The 17,150-nt window shown below is 59.6% G+C and carries 18 protein-coding genes and 1 CRISPR repeat array; of the genes, 8 read left to right on the top strand and 10 right to left on the bottom strand.

Annotation, left to right across the window (positions count from 1 at the left end; genetic code table 11):
- The first annotated feature begins 5 nt into the window (after window positions 1-5).
- Genes phnL through phnP form a run of 4 tightly spaced genes read left to right on the top strand, consistent with a single transcriptional unit; the run spans window position 6 to window position 3,194 of the window.
- Window positions 6-710, top strand: a complete 705-nt coding sequence (phnL, locus tag TAN611_RS02455) for a phosphonate C-P lyase system protein PhnL (RefSeq protein WP_105229556.1) — start codon at window positions 6-8, stop codon at window positions 708-710.
- The gene (phnM, locus tag TAN611_RS02450) at window positions 710-1,846 is read left to right on the top strand and encodes an alpha-D-ribose 1-methylphosphonate 5-triphosphate diphosphatase (protein ID WP_187043755.1); all 1,137 of its coding nucleotides are present in this window, start codon (window positions 710-712) and stop codon (window positions 1,844-1,846) included. The genes phnL and phnM overlap by 1 nt, the downstream gene beginning before the upstream one ends.
- Window positions 1,846-2,406 (top strand): ribose 1,5-bisphosphokinase, encoded by a 561-nt coding sequence (gene phnN / locus TAN611_RS02445; protein ID WP_203067221.1) that lies wholly within the window; start codon window positions 1,846-1,848, stop codon window positions 2,404-2,406. The genes phnM and phnN overlap by 1 nt, the downstream gene beginning before the upstream one ends.
- On the top strand, window positions 2,397-3,194 hold the full coding sequence (gene phnP / locus TAN611_RS02440; RefSeq protein WP_203067220.1) for a phosphonate metabolism protein PhnP: 798 nt from the start codon (window positions 2,397-2,399) through the stop codon (window positions 3,192-3,194). Before phnN ends, phnP begins: the two co-directional genes overlap by 10 nt.
- Here the strand turns inward: phnP and TAN611_RS02435 are convergent.
- Both TAN611_RS02435 and TAN611_RS02430 read right to left on the bottom strand, forming a co-directional pair.
- A complete protein-coding gene (locus TAN611_RS02435) occupies window positions 3,142-3,783 on the bottom strand; it encodes an NAD(P)H-binding protein (protein ID WP_105233194.1) in 642 nt (213 codons plus the stop codon). The two genes, phnP and TAN611_RS02435, sit on opposite strands and share 53 nt — an antisense overlap.
- A 77-nt stretch (window positions 3,784-3,860) precedes the next feature.
- On the bottom strand, window positions 3,861-4,295 hold the full coding sequence (locus TAN611_RS02430) for a YhbP family protein (RefSeq protein WP_203067219.1): 435 nt from the start codon (window positions 4,293-4,295) through the stop codon (window positions 3,861-3,863).
- Window positions 4,296-4,584: 289 nt separating this feature from the next.
- Between TAN611_RS02430 and TAN611_RS02425 the strand changes: the two genes are divergently transcribed.
- Window positions 4,585-5,103: a DUF2778 domain-containing protein gene (locus tag TAN611_RS02425; RefSeq protein WP_187043760.1), complete on the top strand. Its 519-nt coding sequence runs from the start codon at window positions 4,585-4,587 to the stop codon at window positions 5,101-5,103.
- Window positions 5,100-5,390, top strand: coding sequence for a hypothetical protein (locus TAN611_RS02420; RefSeq protein WP_187043761.1), 291 nt, complete (start codon window positions 5,100-5,102; stop codon window positions 5,388-5,390). Before TAN611_RS02425 ends, TAN611_RS02420 begins: the two co-directional genes overlap by 4 nt.
- Window positions 5,391-5,424: 34 nt before the next feature.
- Window positions 5,425-6,052: direct repeats of the CRISPR family, unit length 26 nt; unit sequence TCTAAGCTGCCTGTACGGCAGTGAAC.
- 129 nt (window positions 6,053-6,181) lie between these two features.
- On the opposite strand, the gene cas6f is transcribed toward TAN611_RS02420, so the two are convergent.
- From cas6f to cas1f, 6 genes are read right to left on the bottom strand one after another with little or no spacing between them, the layout of a single operon-like run.
- On the bottom strand, window positions 6,182-6,736 hold the full coding sequence (gene cas6f / locus TAN611_RS02415) for a type I-F CRISPR-associated endoribonuclease Cas6/Csy4 (RefSeq protein ID WP_203067218.1): 555 nt from the start codon (window positions 6,734-6,736) through the stop codon (window positions 6,182-6,184).
- A gap of 9 nt (window positions 6,737-6,745) precedes the next feature.
- A complete protein-coding gene (gene csy3 / locus TAN611_RS02410) occupies window positions 6,746-7,747 on the bottom strand; it encodes a type I-F CRISPR-associated protein Csy3 (RefSeq protein WP_187043767.1) in 1,002 nt (333 codons plus the stop codon).
- 17 nt (window positions 7,748-7,764) lie between these two features.
- Window positions 7,765-8,694: a type I-F CRISPR-associated protein Csy2 gene (gene csy2 / locus TAN611_RS02405; RefSeq protein WP_203067217.1), complete on the bottom strand. Its 930-nt coding sequence runs from the start codon at window positions 8,692-8,694 to the stop codon at window positions 7,765-7,767.
- Window positions 8,691-10,040: a type I-F CRISPR-associated protein Csy1 gene (gene csy1 / locus TAN611_RS02400; RefSeq protein WP_203067216.1), complete on the bottom strand. Its 1,350-nt coding sequence runs from the start codon at window positions 10,038-10,040 to the stop codon at window positions 8,691-8,693. Before csy1 ends, csy2 begins: the two co-directional genes overlap by 4 nt.
- Window positions 10,041-10,065: 25 nt before the next feature.
- A complete protein-coding gene (gene cas3f, locus TAN611_RS02395; protein WP_203067215.1) occupies window positions 10,066-13,311 on the bottom strand; it encodes a type I-F CRISPR-associated helicase Cas3f in 3,246 nt (1,081 codons plus the stop codon).
- The gene (gene cas1f, locus TAN611_RS02390) at window positions 13,308-14,288 is read right to left on the bottom strand and encodes a type I-F CRISPR-associated endonuclease Cas1f (protein ID WP_203067214.1); all 981 of its coding nucleotides are present in this window, start codon (window positions 14,286-14,288) and stop codon (window positions 13,308-13,310) included. Before cas1f ends, cas3f begins: the two co-directional genes overlap by 4 nt.
- Window positions 14,289-14,603: 315 nt before the next feature.
- Here cas1f and TAN611_RS02385 point away from each other — a divergent pair, with 315 nt between their 5' ends.
- Complete coding sequence (locus TAN611_RS02385; RefSeq protein ID WP_203067213.1) at window positions 14,604-14,897, top strand: GIY-YIG nuclease family protein; 294 nt, start codon at window positions 14,604-14,606, stop codon at window positions 14,895-14,897.
- Here TAN611_RS02385 and TAN611_RS02380 read toward each other — a convergent pair.
- Together TAN611_RS02380 and TAN611_RS02375 are read right to left on the bottom strand one after the other, a co-directional pair.
- The gene (locus TAN611_RS02380) at window positions 14,884-15,387 is read right to left on the bottom strand and encodes a GNAT family N-acetyltransferase (protein WP_105229545.1); all 504 of its coding nucleotides are present in this window, start codon (window positions 15,385-15,387) and stop codon (window positions 14,884-14,886) included. The genes TAN611_RS02385 and TAN611_RS02380 overlap by 14 nt on opposite strands.
- Window positions 15,381-15,908 (bottom strand): SCP2 domain-containing protein, encoded by a 528-nt coding sequence (locus TAN611_RS02375; RefSeq protein WP_172606355.1) that lies wholly within the window; start codon window positions 15,906-15,908, stop codon window positions 15,381-15,383. Before TAN611_RS02375 ends, TAN611_RS02380 begins: the two co-directional genes overlap by 7 nt.
- A gap of 246 nt (window positions 15,909-16,154) precedes the next feature.
- On the opposite strand from TAN611_RS02375, the gene TAN611_RS02370 reads away from it, so the two are divergent.
- Window positions 16,155-17,150 (top strand): peptidase U32 family protein, encoded by a 996-nt coding sequence (locus TAN611_RS02370; protein ID WP_203067212.1) that lies wholly within the window; start codon window positions 16,155-16,157, stop codon window positions 17,148-17,150.

Raw genomic sequence — 17,150 nt, 5'->3', positions numbered from 1 at the left:
AATCTATGACGATCAAAATTCGCGTCGAACATCTGAGCAAGACCTTTGTGCTGCACCAGCAGCACGGGACGCGGCTGCCGGTGCTGCACGACGCCAGCCTGACGGTCAGCGCCGGCGAATGCGTGGTGCTGCACGGCCACTCCGGCAGCGGTAAGTCCACCCTGCTGCGCTCGCTGTACGCCAACTACCTGCCGGACAGCGGCCATATCTGGCTGGACCATCAGGGAGAATGGATCGATATGGCGCAGGCGGAGGCGCGGCAGATCCTGGCGGTGCGCCGCCGGACGCTGGGCTGGGTCAGCCAGTTTCTGCGGGTGATCCCGCGTATCAGCGCGCTGGAGGTGGTGATGCAGCCGCTGCTGGAGCTGGGCGTGGCGCATGACGAGTGCCGCGAGCGCGCCAGCGCGCTGCTCAGCCGGCTTAACGTGCCGCAACGGCTGTGGGGGCTGGCGCCGTCCACCTTTTCCGGCGGCGAACAGCAGCGGGTCAACATCGCCCGCGGCTTTATCGTCGACTACCCGATCCTGCTGCTGGATGAGCCCACCGCCTCGCTGGACGCACGCAACAGCGCGGCGGTGGTCGCCTTGGTCGAACAGGCGCGCCGGCGCGGTGCCGCCATCGTCGGCATTTTTCATGACGACCAGGTGCGCACTCAGGTCGCCGACCGGCTGCACATCATGCAAGCGCCGCAGGCGCTGGAGACGCCGTGATGATTATTAATAACGTAAAGCTGGTGCTGGACGACCAGGTGGTGAACGGCTCGCTGGAGATGGGCGACGGCGTGATCCGCAGCTTTGCCGACGGCCACAGCCGTCTGCCGCAGGCGCTGGACGGCGAAGGCGGCTGGCTGCTGCCGGGCCTGATCGAACTGCATACCGATAACCTGGATAAATTCTTTATGCCGCGCCCCAACGTGGACTGGCCGGCCCACTCCGCCATGAGCAGCCACGACGCGCTGATGGTTGCCTGCGGCATCACCACGGTGCTGGACGCGGTGGCGATAGGCGATGTACGCGACGGCGGCCACCGGCTGGAGAACCTGCAAAAAATGATCGACGCGGTGATCCACAGCCAGCGCGCCGGGGTAAACCGCGCCGAACACCGCCTGCACCTGCGCTGTGAACTGCCCAACGCCGGCACGCTGCCGCTGTTTGAACAGCTGATGGATAAACCGGGCGTGTCGCTGGTGTCGCTGATGGACCATTCGCCGGGCCAGCGCCAGTTCGCCTCGCGCGCCAAGTATCGCGAATATTATCAGGGCAAATATAACCTGAGCGACGCCGCGATGGATGAGTATGAACAGCAGCAGGTCGCGCTGTCAGCCCGCTGGGCGACGCCGAACCGCCAGGCCATTGCCGAACGCTGTCGCGAACGGGGCATTGCGCTCGCCAGCCATGACGACGCCACCGCCGCGCACGTTGCCGAGTCCTGCGCGCTGGGCAGCGCGATCGCCGAGTTCCCCACCACCGAGGAAGCGGCCCGCGCCTCGCACCGGCAGGGGCTGCAGGTGCTGATGGGAGCGCCGAACATCGTGCGCGGCGGCTCGCACTCCGGCAACGTGGCGGCGCATCAGCTGGCGGCGCAGGGGGTGCTGGATATCCTCTCTTCCGACTACTACCCCGCCAGCCTGCTCGACGCGGCGTTCCTCCTGGCCGCCGACGCGCGCAACGGTTATGACCTGCCGCAGTCGGTGGCGATGGTCACCCGCAACCCGGCGCGGGCATTGGGGTTAGCCGATCGCGGCACCATTGCCGAGGGGCTGCGCGCCGATCTGGTGCTGGCGCGCGCGCACGGCGAGCATATCTATGTGCAGCACGTGTGGCGTCAGGGACGGCAGGTGTTCTGATGGCGCAGCTTATCTATCTGATGGGGGCCTCCGGCTCCGGCAAGGACAGCCTGCTGGCCGCCCTGCGCAACGCGGCGGACAGCGCGCCGCTGGTGGCGCACCGCTATATCACCCGCCCGGCGCAGGCCGGCTGTGAGAACCACGTGGCGCTGAGTGAACGCGAGTTTCTGCGCCGGCGCGCCAACGGCCTGTTCGCGCTGGACTGGCAGGCCCATCACACCCGTTATGCGTTAGGGATCGAAGTCGATCTGTGGCTGTTGCAGGGGATCGACGTGGTGATCAACGGCTCGCGCGCCTATCTGCCCTACGCCCGTCAGCGCTACGGCGCGCAGCTGCTGCCGCTGTGCCTGCAGGTTGAACCGGCGGTGCTGCGCCGGCGTCTGGAGCGGCGCGGCCGCGAAGACAGCGGGCAGATTGAACAGCGGCTGGCGCGTGCGGCGGCCTACAGCGTGCCGTCCGACTGCCTGCGGCTAGATAACAACGGCGAGCTGAGCGAAACGCTGGCGGCGCTGCTGCAACTGCTGACGGCGCTGCGGCGCGAGGAGACACCATGCAACTGACTTTTCTCGGCACCGGCGGCGCCCAGCAGGTGCCGGCATTTGGCTGCGCGTGCGCCATCTGCCAACGGGCACGCCGTGAGCCGGCCCGGCGTCGTCGCGCATGCAGCGCCATGCTGGATTATCAGGGGGAAACTACGTTAATTGATGCGGGATTGACGTCATTGGAGCGGCGGTTTTCGGCGGGGCAAATTCAGCGTTTTTTACTGACACATTACCACATGGATCACGTTCAGGGGTTATTTCATTTGCGCTGGGGGTGTGGAAGCGCCATTCCGGTGTACGGCCCACCCGATGAACAGGGCTGCGACGATCTGTTCAAACACCCCGGCATTCTGGACTTTCAGCCGCCGCTGGCGCCGTTTGTCAGCGTGACGCTGGGCGGACTGCGCATCACCCCGCTGCCGCTGATCCACTCTAAAATCACCCACGGTTACCTGATCCAGAGCGCCGACCGCACGCTGGCCTACCTGACCGATACCGTCGGTCTGCCGCCGGACACCCTGCGTTTTCTGCAGGGCGTCCGCCTGGATCTGCTGGTGCTGGACTGCAGCCTGCCACCGCAGGCACAGGCGCCGCGCAACCATAATGACCTCACCCGCGCGCTGGAGATTCAGCAACGGCTGTTGCCGCAGCGCACCCTACTGACGCATATCAGTCACCGGCTCGACGCCTGGCTGCTGACGCACCCGCTGCCGCCGGGGCTGGAGCTGGCGTACGATGGCCTCTGCATCGATGTCAGTGCGCCAGACGCTCCCCGTGCTGCAGCCGATCGGACTCCAGCACCCTGACGCCGTCGCCGGGGCTGAACGCCTGCTCCAGCAGGGTCTGCGCCACATCGCGGGCGGCGACCGATTTCCATCTGCCGGGCAGCAGCCTGAATAGCGGCTGGGCTACGCGCTCCAGTAAACGCGGCGCAGTGCGTTTACCCAGCAGCATCGACGGCCGCACCAGCGTCAGACGCTGCCAGCCCTGCTCGCGCAACGCCTGCTCCATCTCCCCTTTGATGCGGTTATACAGGAAGGTGGAGTGCGGGCTGGCACCCATCGCGCTCACCGCCAGACAGTGCTGTGCGCCGAGCCGACGGCCGGTCAGCGCGCTTTCCACCACCAGCGTATAGTCGACATAGTGAAAATTGCCGTCGCTGCCGGCCTGCTGCCGCGTGGTGCCAAGACAGCAGAACACCGCGTCAACCGGCTGATCCAGCTCCGTCAGCAGGGCGAACAGATCGTCGCCCACCGGGTTGGTCAGTTTGTCATGCGGCGGCAGCGGCCGGCGGCTGGGGGCGGTAATCGCCGTCACCCGCCGGTCCGCCAGCAGCAGGCGCAACAGCTCGCCGCCCACCAGCCCGGTAGCGCCCGTTATCAATACCCGTGCCATAATGCCTCCCGTGCCGTTGTCGCTTTCCATGTAAGTATAAGACAGGTAACAAACCCTGGATCGGCAGGGTGCCTGCGCTAGCTGCGGGCCCAAAACAACTTGGTGCCAAAACCGAGAACGTTGTCGGTCATCTTCACCTCCTGCAGGCTCAGTTGCCACAGGGTGGCCGACATGGCTTTTGCCACCGGGAAACGCTTGCAGTAACGGGCGCGCGCCTGTTGCTCTTCATCACCGCTCAGTATGCGCGCCTCTGCGCGATACTGGACGCCTTTAATCAGCGCGATGCTTTTGGGCTTTGGCGCAATGGTGCCGACCACTTCAGCATGCTGCTGCATCAGCTGCCCGTGGCGGGTATGCGGTTCGGTCATCAGCCACAGCGCCATGCGCTCGGCGTCAAACACGTAAAAACAGTTGGCGCACCACATGTCCACGCCGTTGCCGGCGCAGAGCGTCAGCACGTGCTGTTTGCTGAGGAAGCGGATGATATGCTGCTGTTGTTCGCTCTGTTCCACCGGGGTCTCCTTTAGGCTGTTAACAGCATCTTACCACCGGATTGAGAGGCTGCCTGTGCGGCAGTGAACATGCGCTTGATTTAAAACGAGAGGGCGATGAGTTTCTAAGCTGCCTGTACGGTAGTGAGTCCCAATATTGCCCCAAGAAATCAGTGCATCAATCAGACATTGGCAATGATAACGCTAAGCAAAGCCCTGATTTTGTCAAGGGTGATTGAAAAAAATACGCGGTGGTTTATGTTTTCAGAGCGCAGGAATGGCGCGACTTTATCAATCACGGATGGGAAACATGGCACTATACGGGAAGTTTATAGTTAATGATGCGGATTATTCACCGCTGACGATTTATGGCATCGGCACGTTTATGGCGTTCTCCGGCGACGGTAATTACCGGAACGCGCCAGGGTGTGGGATGATTCCCAACGAGGGGCCAATCCCCTCGGGCAAATACTGGATCGTTGATCGCCCTACCGGTGGCATTCGTGAACCAATAGCAACGTGGTTTAGTGATGTGCTAAACCGGAATTTACGCAATATACCTACCGGAAAAAATGAGTGGTTTGGACTATTCAGGGACGACGGGAAGATAGACGATCACACATGGATAAATGGCGTCAAGCGAGGGAATTTTAGACTGCATCCGGGAACGATATCATATGGTTGTATCACGCTAAAACATCACTCAGACTTTGCAGCAATTCGTAGTGCTCTACTGAGGACTAAAACAATCAATATCAGAAATATGAGATTGCGCGCGTATGGTATCATTGATGTGATTAGCAACGGAGAATGCAAGGTAAGCGGATGAAAAAGGCATTTTTAATACTGGCAAAATTAGCTGTTTTCATCATATTCCTGATGAACGTTGGCGTATGGTTTCCATTTTATCACTTCATCAGGCGCAACATACATCATGTAATGTCTCTGGATACCGCAACAAACATTACAGATATTATTGGGGGGTATCCGGAACCATGGGATTTCATGGCTATAGCAATAGTTTTATTTTTAAACACAATAATATCCATAATTTTATGCAAGCTGACATTTATGCTGGTTCGTCATATTAGAAAAAAAATGAATAAATCAGATTAAATAAAGGCCGGTTAACCCGGCCTGAATTCTGATTTCTCTAAGCTGCCTGTACGGCAGTGAACATCGCTGGTATGAACCGCCGGTTTCATTCCCTTTTCTAAGCTGCCTGTACGGCAGTGAACTAAGCATCGCTGACGCCGTTCTTATAGTGGCGTTTCTAAGCTGCCTGTACGGCAGTGAACATCCGTCAGGAAACCGTCGCCGATACCTTCCATTTCTAAGCTGCCTGTACGGCAGTGAACGCCTCAGCACGCATGGCTTTCGGATCCGTACTTTTCTAAGCTGCCTGTACGGCAGTGAACTGTTTATGACTCGATTACCGCTCTCTGTCTTCTTTCTAAGCTGCCTGTACGGCAGTGAACATGCGTTTTTTTCCGTACTCTCTAAGATTGACTTTCTAAGCTGCCTGTACGGCAGTGAACTCAATCTATAACGTAAATGGAGACGGCTATACTTTCTAAGCTGCCTGTACGGCAGTGAACCCGTAGATACCCAGAACAAAAAGATTGTTGATTTTCTAAGCTGCCTGTACGGCAGTGAACAACAGCACAAGCAACCGTATCGCCGATAAAATTTTCTAAGCTGCCTGTACGGCAGTGAACAGAACTGCATCGCTTCACATATGCAAAAATTGTTTCTAAGCTGCCTGTACGGCAGTGAACTGTTGCCATTTACATCTAACTGACTGTTTTAACAGCCAGACCCTCATTCTTCCGCTAAAAACCCTTTTTTCAGACGCTTCAATCCTAACCTGCTAAATCAACAGGTTAGGATTGCGTACAGAAAAAGGGTCAGAACCAGGGAACGGTGGCGATAGCACTCAGGCCATAAGCGCTGAACTCACCGGCGGTCGGCGTACTGCGCAACATGCCCTGTTCGATAAACAATAAAAAAGACTGGCCGTTGGAGAGGCTTTTCAGGCGGATAAACGGCAGCGTGCTGCGCTGCGCTTTCGCCGCCGGAATACGTTCCTGCGCCTGCTCCATCGTCAGCCAGCCTTTGGCGACCGAACGGCGCTGTAGCCGCTCTGCGCTGCTTTTCACCTGCACGCGACGCACCGTGCGATACGCCGCCCCTGCCGGCACCGGCAATATCGCGCTGCTTTCGGTGTAATCACGCAGGCCTTTACGCCAGCCGTGCTGCTCCAGCTCGGTCAATTCCGCCAGCGAACCGTGCAGCCGCAGCCGTTCCCCCAACGTTTTGCCTGCATCGGGAAAACTGACGCCGATACGCCCCTTGCCAACCGCACCCAACGCCCGGTGCAGCTTGGCAAACAGCGCCTCCAACAGCATCGGCGCGCTGAATTCCGGATCGGGCAGTACGCGGAGTTCGATATAGTGGTCCATAGGCTCCCCTTATTCGCCCTTCTCGCCGAACACGCCGCCGCGCACCAGAATCGCCATCACGTAATGCTGCTGCTCCACCTCCGGCACCTGCCCTTTGGTCACCCAGTTATCCAGCAGGGTATAGAAATCCATTTTCTGCTTCGGCTGACGGTAGGCCTTGCCGCGGCTGGTGACCGAACCGTAAGGCTCCACGGCAATCGGCCCCAGACCTAATTCAACGGCATCTGGATACCAGGTATCGATAGTGCGCAAGGCGTTGCCCACCTTCTGTGAGTGCAGCGCAGCAACCTCATTGACCTGATAGAGGATTTTGCTTTTCTTGCTGTTGCTGTCCAACACCAGCTCCTGCGACGGGAACACTTCCTGCCCCTGCCCCAGCCGCACATAGGCATCTACACGGAAGAAGGCAAAGCTGTCGCCCGACAGACCACGTTCGATCGCCTGTGCCAGCTCAGCCAGCGCGCCGTCCGGCTGGCTGAAGGCACGCAGGCTGTAATCTTCACCGTTAAACTCCCAGCGCTGCTCGTTGCTGCTGACGCAGACTTTAATCGCCTCGGCACCAACCCGGTTGCGCCACAAGAAGCGACCGTTGGCCAGGTTTTCCGCATAGCGCGCCGCCAATACGGCAAAGCCGTGTTCCGTAATATAGCCGTTGATAATCTGCGCCAGCGCGGCCTGATAATCCTGATCGTTACACACCGACGGCGTCGCCAGGTTGCCCATCACCCGCAGGGTAAAGCTGACCTTCAGCGTATCAGCATCGAACGGCAACGCAGCCACGTCTACCCGCTGCAGGTTGGCTTTTTGAATCTCGGCGTCCAGCTTGGCCGGATCGCTGGTCAGCGCATTCTTCAAACGGTTGGAGATGGTACCGCGCACCGCCTTTTCCTGAATCTTCACCGGCTGCCACGTGTCCTGTTGCCACAGGCCGGCGTACATCATGGCGTCGGAGTTCGCCAGTTTACGTTCAAAAGCCAGTACGGATGCCGTTTTAATCGTTGCTTTAGCCATGTCATTAATCCTTTAAATTATTCTTCATTAAATTCTGCGTACTCTTCCTGCGCCGACATCACGCCGCGGCACAGGTAGCAGTCATCTTGATGGTGGTATTGCCATAACATCTGCGGCAGGTCGCTAATGCGGTGCAGGCTGCGCCATTCGCCGACGCCATACAGCGCTTCGGCAAAACGGAACGGCGTGGCCGCATCCCGGGTGTTTTTAACCTCGTCCGGCGCGTACAGCGGAGAAATCGCCCGGTAGCCGGTTTGCAACGGCACCAGATAGCCGGCAGCCGGCTTCGGCAGGTAGCGCCACTCAACGTGTTCGCTCTGCTCGTCGCCTTCTGCCTGCTGTTTCAGCGCGGCGAAATCCAGCCAGGCGTCCAGCATCTCCACCTGCGGATTACTTGCATGCAGCGTCTGATAGTGGTCGTACAGCAGTTCGGAACGATCCAGCAGCGCGAAGCCCGGCAGCAGCCGGCGGGTAATACGTCGCAGCGCTGCCGGCGTGGCGGGATATGCCATCACGCTGACGTTACCGATATCGACAATGGTGCCGCCGGCCAGACGCTGGCTCAGACTCAGGCGGGCCAACTCATCTGCCAGCGCCTGCGCACCGGCTTCACCGCCGTCGATGACGCCGTTGCACTCCACCACCAGCGATACGGTGATATGCATGCGCCCTTCTTCATTGAACGCCGCCGTTTTAGCCTCTTTGGTTAACGGATTGCGCGTCAGAGCGAACACCCTGTCGTAACCGGAGGAGTACGCCTGCAACTGCTGCTGGTGGCACACCACACCGCAGTTATCCAGCGTCAGGCCTCGGCTGTGCTGCAGCCTGCGCGACAGCGCATGGGTAAAACCGAGAAAGTGGCTGATGGCCGGAAAGCCATAGGTCAGCCCCGCAATAGCGTTGGCGTTCTCCACGCGAACATGGCGCAAAACAATTAACGAACTCATAGCGCCGCCTCCGCCCACTCCGCCTCAAACTCACGCAGGCGCTGCTTAAACAGCGGCGCCGTTGACCATTCCCTGCGTTCCACTTCGCTAAACAGCATCTGTTCATGCTCCAGCTGTCTGTTAAGCCATACGCCGAAGTCCAGCGCGATCTCCCGCTGCCAGTCGCCGGCTTCGCGTTCGGCGCGGAAATCCGGATCGACGCGCCCTCTCAGCGGATCCAACCACAGCTGCTGGGATCGCTTCAGGCGACACTCTGCCTCCGCGCTCCAGCCGGCCTGCGCTTCCAGGTTCTGGAGGCCGGCGGCGTAGCTGAACAACATATCAATCACTTCATCGACGCCGGCCGCGCGCCGCTGGCGGATCTCCATTGTGCTGTCCCTGGGCTGGACGCTAAGCAGGTAGGCACGCAGCTGTCGCACCGCATCGCGCGCTATCGCGCTGAACTCGCTGCTACGGTAAAAAATAGAGGTGTGTTTTAACGGCGGCTTGGACTGCGTGAGCCACTGCGGCGCGGCACAGTTCAGCAGCCAGTTACGGCCGCCGCGCGTGCTGTTAAGGTAGGAAATATTCTGCGGTTTGGTGCCGCCCATGCTTTGCACTGCCAGATTGGGGTACATCACGCGCGTTTCTGCGTGCCATTTTCCCGCCCGGACCGCGGCGGAAATCGCCTTCGCCTGTTCGCTAAAACGCGCCTGCGTCAGACGCTGATGCAGCGCCTGCGCCAACGAGGAGGAAAACAATGGACTCAGCAGGTGATACTGGTTATCGCCGATCGGAAAATAGAGCTGTTTTGCCAGCGCATGGGAGGCAGGCTGCTTGTTGATCAGAACCTGTTTAAAGCCGCTGACCCACTGGTTTAACTGCTGTTCATCCTCCGCCAGCGCTGCCAGCGCACTCTCATCGCCACGGTTAAGCTGGGCGATCAGCGTGTCGCCCCGATGTTCCATTTGCAGCAGCTTGGCGACGTCCAGAGCTGCAGCGTTACCAACCGCGTCGATCGCCGGCTGGCGCAACGTTGCGGTGGTCAGGTAGCGGGCGTCTTCATCCTCCTGCACCGCAAAAATGCTACTGCCTTTGGCATCGCTGTGGGTAAACTTCAGCGCATGGGTCACCAGACCGATCTGCCCGGCGCGGTTCGCCGCATCCGTCAGCCAGTTACGCACCTCATAACGCTGCTCCAGCTCACGCCGCTGCTCTGCCGCCCTCTGCCTGACGGCGGCAATCTCCAGCGCATCGCTTAACCCGGCCAGCTTTTTCTCCGTGTCTTTATCGAAGGCTTCCAGCTTTGGCTGCCTTCGGCTATCGACATAGGCAATAATTGATTGCACTAACCCATCGTGTTCCATATGCCTCCTTATTCCATTCATATGGTTATTCCAGTGCGCCAAACACTCCCAACAGCGGGTGGTAATGCCATGACGCATCCCCCTCCTCTCGACGCAAACACACTTCGCCAAACAGCTGACTGATATCACTCAGTTCCTTGTTCAACTGCTCCGCCAGCCGCTGATACACATCGAGATAGTTCAGTTCAAACCACGCGCTGACGCCGTCGGCCAAGGCCAGCGACGCTTCGCGGAATCCGGCGCTCTCACGCCATTGTCCTAGCTGCAGATCGGGAAACTTAAAGCACGGCGTATCTCCCTCTTCCGCTATCCACAGGTAGTGACGTTTGTCGGGCGCGGAATGACGGAACGGCGTCAGCCGCTGCTGTTCACCGCTCCAGGTTGCCTGCTCCCGCCACCACTGCGCAGCGTAATAGGTTTTTTGCCCTTTCAGCCCCTGCAGTTTGACCCGCAGACTGTAGTGCTCCAGATCGACAAAGTTCTCTTTATAAGACAGCGATCTACGCTGTTGGATGCGCGGAACGGCGCTGATGGCCTGATACTGTTCGGGCCGCAAGATGTCGCTAAGATCGTGACGGTTCAGCGTAAAGGCGGCGGACTCAAAACCCGGTCGCGTGTAGGCGGGTTCTGCCCCGCGCAGCGCCCTGATATTTTGCCGGAGCACCCATAAATTCGCCGTCTCACAGGGCTGCCGCCGGTGGCGCTGAATGCGCCCCGCCAGCTGAATCAGTGAACGCATCGAGCTGGGTTCGGCCAGCGCCCAGTCATAGTCATGATCGCGCCCGACTTCGGCCACCGAGGTCGCCAGCACCACAAACAGCTGATTTTTTTCAGGGTAACGGCGCAGCGCCTGCTCAATTTCCGGGATCTGCCACAGCCCCTGCGGATCGTAACGCGTCAGCGTCTGGTCCAGACGCTGCTCGATATGCGAACGCATCATCAGCGGGTGCTGGCTGTGGTAAACGCAGTAGTGCACCCGCGTATCCGCCGGCGACGCCGTATTCATCAGACGCCGGGCCACCGCCACCAGCGGATCGATATTCGCCATGCGTACAACCCCCAGCGATACCCGTTGTCCGGACGGATGGCATTGATGATGATCGTGATGAAGGCGGTGCATCGCCGTTGAAAATGTCGTCGCCACGCTGTCCAGCACGTCGCCCTTGCGCTGGCTGGAGGCATCAATGGGAATCAGCGCCATCTGGCGCAGCACTTGCGTGCTGCCCAGACGCTTCACGCGGCGTTCGACAAAAGCACCGTGCGCCTGCTTAAAACCAGCGGCATCGGCGATGTCCTGCTGCCTGGCTTCATGTTCATCGAACCAGGCGCAACATATGTTCAGCGGCGTGTCGGGCTGGCCGCACACCTGCTGGTAATCCTGTCGGCCGGCGCAATAGGCGTTAAACAGCGCCTCAATCAGCGCCGGCGGCAAGGTGGCGGAAGAGAGCAGCACCCGGCTGCCCAGCATGCCGGCCCAGTTGACCAAGCGGCACAGCGCCGGCAGATCGTTAAGATCAAAATCATCCGGTTCATCCAACACCAGATCGGCGGTCAATAGTCGCAGCATTGGGGCGATCTGTTGCCCGCCGCGCACGCCCTCCGTCGCGCCGATCAGATGATCGATGGTGGTCACCAGCACCGGCGCGCTAAGCAATTTATTTAACGGCGAACGCTCCTGCAGCCAACGGCTCAGCCGCCCGTCGTCCAGGCTGCCCTCATAACTAACATAGTGATGCTCCGCCAGCAGCGCTTCAGTCGAGGCGCTGCCGCCCGGCGCGGCTTCTTTCTGCCGCAGCTGATGGAGCTGGCTGACCGCCGCAGAGCCAATCAGCACAGCCAGATCATCATCCTGCAGATGCAATTTATCCCGCAGCGCATCGCCGGTCTGTAAGGTCAGGGTGCGCAGCCCAAGCGCCACCGAGAACCGGCAGCCCAGCGCCTCGTCAGCCAAGGCATACATAATGCGCGCATTGGCAAAGGTTTTTCCGCAGCCGGTCGAGGCCATGTTGACCCCAAAAAATCCCTGTCGCACGCTGCGCTCCCGCAATGCAGCGGCCACGTCGAATGCCTTATCCTGCCAGCGGAAGCGCTCCTGCGTGCTGCGGCGCTGAAAACCTTTATGACGGGTTATCGCCGGCAGTGTCCGGCGGATCTTCGGTAGACTGCGCCCCAACAGCAGCGCGTTCTGTCCGACGCCGATGGTGTGTTCATCCAGCTTTTGCTTTAACCGACCGCTCTGCCGATCGCTATTGGCATAGGCGTGATAGCCTTCATCCTGCCAGGCAGCGGTGGTGGTCGGTAATGATGAATAGTGGTGGTCTGCCAGCATCAGCGTCAGGCGGGCCATATGGCTGGTAAAACGCTGTTGCAGCACGCCAAACTGTAATAACGCCGGCTGCAACAGGGCGCGCCGGGCAAATTTATGCGCCTTGGCACGCCAGTGCCGGCTGCGGATCGGCGTGCCGTCGGGAAATGTCCATACCGCTTTCCTCTCCTCCCGGCTCCAGTCGGCAAGCTGATGAGGAGGGACGTTCCACATCGCATCCAGTTGTCGCGTAAGCCAGGTGTCCATCTGCGTCGGATCCGGCGCATGGTCAGCACCAAGGTAGGTCGGCAAACGGTGGTGGGAAACAATCAGCCAGGCCACGGTGGTAGCCAACGGCGGCAACGCGGCAAAAACGGAAGCAGAGGGCGACACATCATCGTCTACCAGCGCAGCCAACATACGCGCATCATCATCTGCGTCGATCTCACTCAGCGCCGCCAGCCACTCCCGATCGCTGCGCTCGCCCACCCAAGCGCAAAACAGCCGTAGCGACACCCATTCATGACGGTAAGGCTGATAGCCCTTGGCCTGCCCACACAACCCCTGCTGGAACAGGGCGTTGGCCTTGCCGAAGTCGTGGAACAGACCAGCGATGGCGGCCAGCAGGCTGATGCATTCCGCGCTGCGCCACTGATCTTCATCCTGCTGGCGCAGAATATCGCGCTGCGTGACGTTGGTCGGCACCGCGCCCTGTCGGTTAAAACAGCGCGGGTTGCCGACAATCCACAATAACTCGGTTTGGTTGGCGCCTTTAATCCAGTGGCAGGCCACCGCCGTATTGCGCCGCGCGGTTTTACGCAGCAGACGGCGCAAGGTATTCAGCCCCTCCAGCGTAATCGCCGTTTGCCAGGTACGGTCGCCGCGGCGTTCGGCGAACTGGTCGAGAATACGCCGCGTTTCCACCAGCGCCCGTTTGCTGCACTGCGCCACCAGCATGATATTCATCGCGCCACCTGACTCAGTTGAAGTGCCGTATCCTGCAGGGCGTCAATCATGACGTCCAACGCCTGCGCCTTTTGGAAGCCATTCAGGCAACGTTGGCGAAACGTCTGTTCATCTTCCCCTTCCATGGCGGCGATAAACGCCTGCGGCAGGATCAGCGCGTCTTTAATCAGATCGGCCACGTCAAACACCAGCCCACCGCGCCGGGTTTTGCCATGCAGCACCGCCAGCCCGTGGGGTAAACCGATCACCCAGGTGGCCACCGCCGCCAGCCCGTAAGCCAGGTAATTGCCGTGGTCGAGAAAACGATTGGCGACATCCGCCCCGCCACCGCGTTTGGCGCGGGTAAAATCGCCGTAGCTCACCGCCTGCGCCGCTAATTTATATAACACCTTGGTCATCACCGCTTCCTGCGTTAATAAATCGGTGCCGTTGCGGCAATCTGCAAGGCTATTTTCATAACGGGATAATAATTGCAGCAGCCGCTCCTGGGATAAATTAAACCCACTTTCCCGCTGCATGGCAGGGCTCAGCCAGTGCTGTTTTATTTTCGCAATGCGTACACGCTGAAAAGCGACGGCCGCCGCCAGACGGTATTGTTCGTCAAACCAGAAACTCACCCAGTGCTGTAAATATTCAGTAGGACGGTATTCGCTCTGTGAGGTTAACCAGGAAACGTCGACCTCGACCTCATTGGCTGCGTACAGCGGCGTGCCGCCACCGCCGCAAAAGCCAACCAGCACGCCGGCCTTGGCGAATTCACGCATCGCCGCTTGCGTGACCGACGTGCCGGTGCCCAGCATCACCACCGTGGTGTTGGCGATAGGAATATTCCAATACAACGACTGCCGTCCTTCATCCGTGACATATTCTACCCGGCCACCGTTTACCAGCACCCGACAATATTGCAGATAATATAAATTGGCACGTTTGGAGTGCAGAATGGTTTTTAATTCTGACGGCGAAATAATATTGCCCACGGTGATTATTCCTTTGCTATAAAATTAGAAAATTCCTTTTTTGTGGTGCGCTGTTCACAAAAAACCGACAACTACACTACCACGGGTAGTAAATTCTCATTCTCCGTGTGAAATATAAAGTTCTATTATCTGTTTTGCTATTACCGACCTCTTATTTTTGCTAAAAAGTCGCTTCGGCGATAACAATCGTCTATTGCCTATATTTTTTCCGGTATCACTGCCCGGTTAGACAGAAAAAGGAGAAACGGGGATACTGAGCGCCGTAAACCATGCGGAACAGACCCGCACGAGACGATTCGTTCAAAGGTAGGAATAATGGCGGAAACCACCACCTGGCACCTGTATATGCTGCGTCTGCCAAGCGGCATGCTGTATACCGGCATCACCACCGACGTGGCACGGCGGCTGGCGCAGCATCAGGCGGGCAAAGGCGCCAAGGCGCTGCGCGGCAAAGGCGAGCTGCAGCTCGCCTTTCACTGCGCGGTCGGCGACCGTTCGCTGGCGCTGCGGCTGGAATACCGCATCAAGCAGCTGAGCAAGCTGCAAAAAGAGAGGCTGGTGTCACACCCGCCTCTGTCTTTGGACTATCTGCTGGTTAAAAACGGTTAAACGGCGCGGCGTACTCCACTGCGCCGTTTACGCCGTCCAGCGCGTCTTGCGCCAGCGGGTAAACCTGAAACGCCTGCTCGCAGCCCGGCCAGCGACAGCTCAGCCCGAACTCCGCCGCCGGCTTAAAGCCAAAGCGTGAGTAATACGCCGGCTCGCCCAGCACCACCACGGCGGCATAGCTGAACTCATTCAGCGCATCCAGCCCTTCGTAAACCAGCTTCTCCCCCAACCCCTGACGGCGCAGGCGCTCTTCCACCGCCAGCGGTGCCAGGCCGACCCACTGGCGATCCTCGCCTTCGACGTCGACCGGGCTAAAGGCGGCATAGCCCACCACGCCGCCTTCGTCATCGGTGGCGACCACGCCCAGCGTCAGCAGGCCGTCTTCACGCAGCTGGCGCACCAGATCGGCTTCATCGTCACGCCCGAAGGCACTGCGCAGCAGGGCATCGATGCCCGCGGCGTCTACCGGAATCTCTACGCGAATCAGCATGGCGCCACCACTCGGGAAGACGGTTCTGCGCCCTCTTGTAAACCTGCTTCAACAAACTCCGCCAGCTGCAGCAAGCCAATGCGCAGCGGCGCCGGCATGGCTTCCAGTTCAATCGCATCCATCAGATTTTTTACATACAGGCCCAATTCGGTATCCCCTTCAATCTGTAGCCGACGCTGGAAAAACAGCGTGTCAGGATCCTGCTTGCGCGCCGCGATCAGGATCAGATCGTTGGCGTCGCCGCTGAAGCTGACGTCGGCCTGTGCATGCTGGCGAACCACCAGCCGATCGTTTTCTACCGTCATAAACCATTGTAGCGCCAGATCGCGTACTTCGATCTTCAGCCACCGTGATTCAAGAAATTCCAGATCGCCATCCGCGAGCGCCTGACGGAACTGCCAACCCAGCACCTGCTCCAGCAGTTGACGCTGCAGGGCGAAAGGGGTGAGTTTGAGCGGCACGCGCAGCAGCGACGGCCCTTGGCGCACAATGCGCGATCGTAGTTTTTCCAACACGGTCATCCACTCCTTCATTACTCAATTCCCGCTATTTTGCCATATTGCGGCCAGGCTTCCGCGGTCTATATCAACAAATCATGCGATTGAGGGTGACTCCCCCGCCGTTTATCAATACGCCAGAAACTGCCCCAAATCAAAACCTGCTGCGTATGACTTCACTAAAATTGTCCCCCCGTTAAACAGCGCCGCTGCCGTATTACGCACGGCGACAACCGTCACAGCGCCCCGCCGCTGGACCAGGATCACTGTATGGAGCTGCTTTGTCCCGCCGGAAATTTACCGGCGCTGAAGGCCGCGGTCGATAACGGCGCCGACGCCGTTTATATCGGTCTGAAGGACGACACCAACGCGCGCCACTTCGCCGGGCTGAACTTCAGCGAAAAAAAACTGCAGGAAGCGGTGGAGTATGTGCATCGCCACGGCCGTAAGCTGCATATCGCCATCAACACCTTCGCCCACCCCGACGGCTACGCCCGCTGGCAGCGCGCGGTGGATATGGCGGCGCAGCTGGGCGCCGATGCGCTGATTCTGGCGGATCTGGCGATGCTGGAGTACGCCGCCGAACGTTACCCGCATATCGAGCGCCACGTCTCCGTGCAGGCCTCCGCCACCAATGAAGAGGCGATTCGCTTCTATCAGCGTCACTTTGCCGTGCACCGCGTGGTGCTGCCGCGCGTGCTGTCGATGCATCAGGTGAAACAGCTGGCGCGCACCAGCCCGGTGCCGCTGGAGGTGTTCGCCTTCGGCAGTCTGTGCATCATGGCGGAAGGCCGCTGCTATCTCTCTTCTTACCTGACCGGCGAATCCCCCAATACCGTCGGCGCCTGCTCGCCGGCGCGTTTCGTCCGCTGGCAGCAGACGCCGCAGGGCATGGAATCACGCCTGAACGACGTGCTGATTGACCGCTACCAGGAAGACGAAAACGCCGGCTACCCGACGCTGTGCAAAGGCCGCTATCTGGTTGACGATGTGCGCTACCACGCGCTGGAAGAGCCCACCAGCCTGAACACGCTGGCGCTGCTGCCGGAGCTGCTGGCCGCCAATATCGCTTCGGTAAAAATTGAGGGCCGCCAGCGCAGCCCGGCCTATGTCAGCCAGGTGGCGCGCGTCTGGCGCCAGGCAATCGACCGCTGCATCGCCGACCCCGCCGGCTACCAGCCCGACGCCGGCTGGATGGCGGCGCTCGGCGCAATGTCTGAAGGCACCCAGACCACGCTCGGCGCCTATCACCGTAAATGGCAATAG

The organism is Serratia sp. Tan611 (genome assembly GCF_905188235.1).
GTDB lineage: Bacteria > Pseudomonadota > Gammaproteobacteria > Enterobacterales > Enterobacteriaceae > Serratia_B > Serratia_B rhizosphaerae.
This window is presented reverse-complemented; position numbering and strand designations above follow the sequence as displayed.